We start from the raw sequence: 1,373 nt of genomic DNA, 5'->3' as shown, positions 1-1,373 counted from the left end.
GGCGAATAGTAGAATCAAGTTGAACACTTTAGAAAAATAAAAACATCGTACGCGAAATCGTGTATTATTGAGGTTCCTACACCAATCAATAAGAAGGGATTTCGAATACGATGCTAGAACAGAATAACATAAAAATAACGAATAAGAAACCACGCCTTACACAGTTTCAACGTGGAGAACTTCAAGGCTATTTGAATGCCGGAATTACAAATAAGAGCGAACTTGCGCGAAAACTCAAGGTTTCGCGCGGGACAATCTACAATGAACTTGCTCGTGGCACGACCACTCAAGTAAAAAAAATCAATGGAAAACATATCTACACAACGCAATATCTTGCTGAAACAGGTCAAGCTGTAACAGATCGAAATGTGGCTCGTTCTCGTAAACCGTTGAAGTTTGGGCGTGTGAAGGCATTCTTGGCATTTGTTGACGAACTATTACTTGATCGCACAAGGACCCTATCTCCAGATGCGATTGTTGGTCTTGCGAAGCTCAAAGGGTTGTTTTCTCCGGATGAAATGATCTCAACAAAGACCCTTTATCATTATATCGAGCTGGGTCTTCTGAAAACTCGAAACAGTGACCTTCTCTTAAAGGTACGTCGAAATACCAAAAAGGTTAAGAAAACGCAACGCCCAAATAAGACAGTTCTCGGTAAAAGTATTGAAGAACGTCCTGATAGCGTTGAATCTCGTGAAGAATTCGGTCATTTTGAAATTGACTCCGTCGTAGGGCGCAAGGATAAAGAAGATGATGTACTATTAACTTTGATTGAACGCAAAACGCGTCGTGAATTCATCGTAAAGATGGACGGGAAAGATGCCGACTCAGTTAACTACGCACTCTCTTCAGTCCTCGAAGAATTCGGTGAATACACATCTGCGGTCTTTAAATCAATCACCGCAGATAATGGTTCTGAATTCGCTAGGTTGTCAGAAATGTTTGGTGATAGGATAAATATCTATTTCACTCATCCATACTCTTCGTGGGAACGTGGAACAAATGAAAACCACAACGGAATCATCCGTCGTTTCATCCCTAAAGGACATGCGATTGAGGATTATAGCCGGACGCAAATTCGTATGATTGAGAGGGCAATGAACAACCTACCAAGAAAAATCTTTGCCTACAAGACACCAAATGAACTGTTTGAAGAGGAACTTCAGAAACTCGTCTCTTAAGACCGCGGGGACACCCCGCACCCCTGAGCCTCCCTCCAAACAGAAAAGTCTCCTGTTCATCAGTCAGCTACAGATCCTAACCTGTACTGGCTAGATCCACAAGGGAAACCGCCTTGCAGATCTAGCCAACACAGGTTGAACGGACTACGCCGACCGACAAACAGAAGACAAAGGAACCTCTGGGGTGTTTTT

The 1,373-nt window shown here is 42.8% G+C and carries 1 protein-coding gene; it reads left to right on the top strand.

From position 1 onward, the window contains the following. Positions 1 to 110 precede the first annotated feature (110 nt). On the top strand, positions 111 to 1,181 hold the full coding sequence (locus AN161_RS07750) for an IS30 family transposase (protein ID WP_053593794.1): 1,071 nt from the start codon (positions 111 to 113) through the stop codon (positions 1,179 to 1,181). Positions 1,182 to 1,373 lie beyond the last annotated feature (192 nt).

It is taken from the genome of Lysinibacillus sp. FJAT-14222, assembly GCF_001278875.1.
Lineage (GTDB): Bacteria > Bacillota > Bacilli > Bacillales_A > Planococcaceae > Lysinibacillus > Lysinibacillus agricola.
This window is presented reverse-complemented; position numbering and strand designations above follow the sequence as displayed.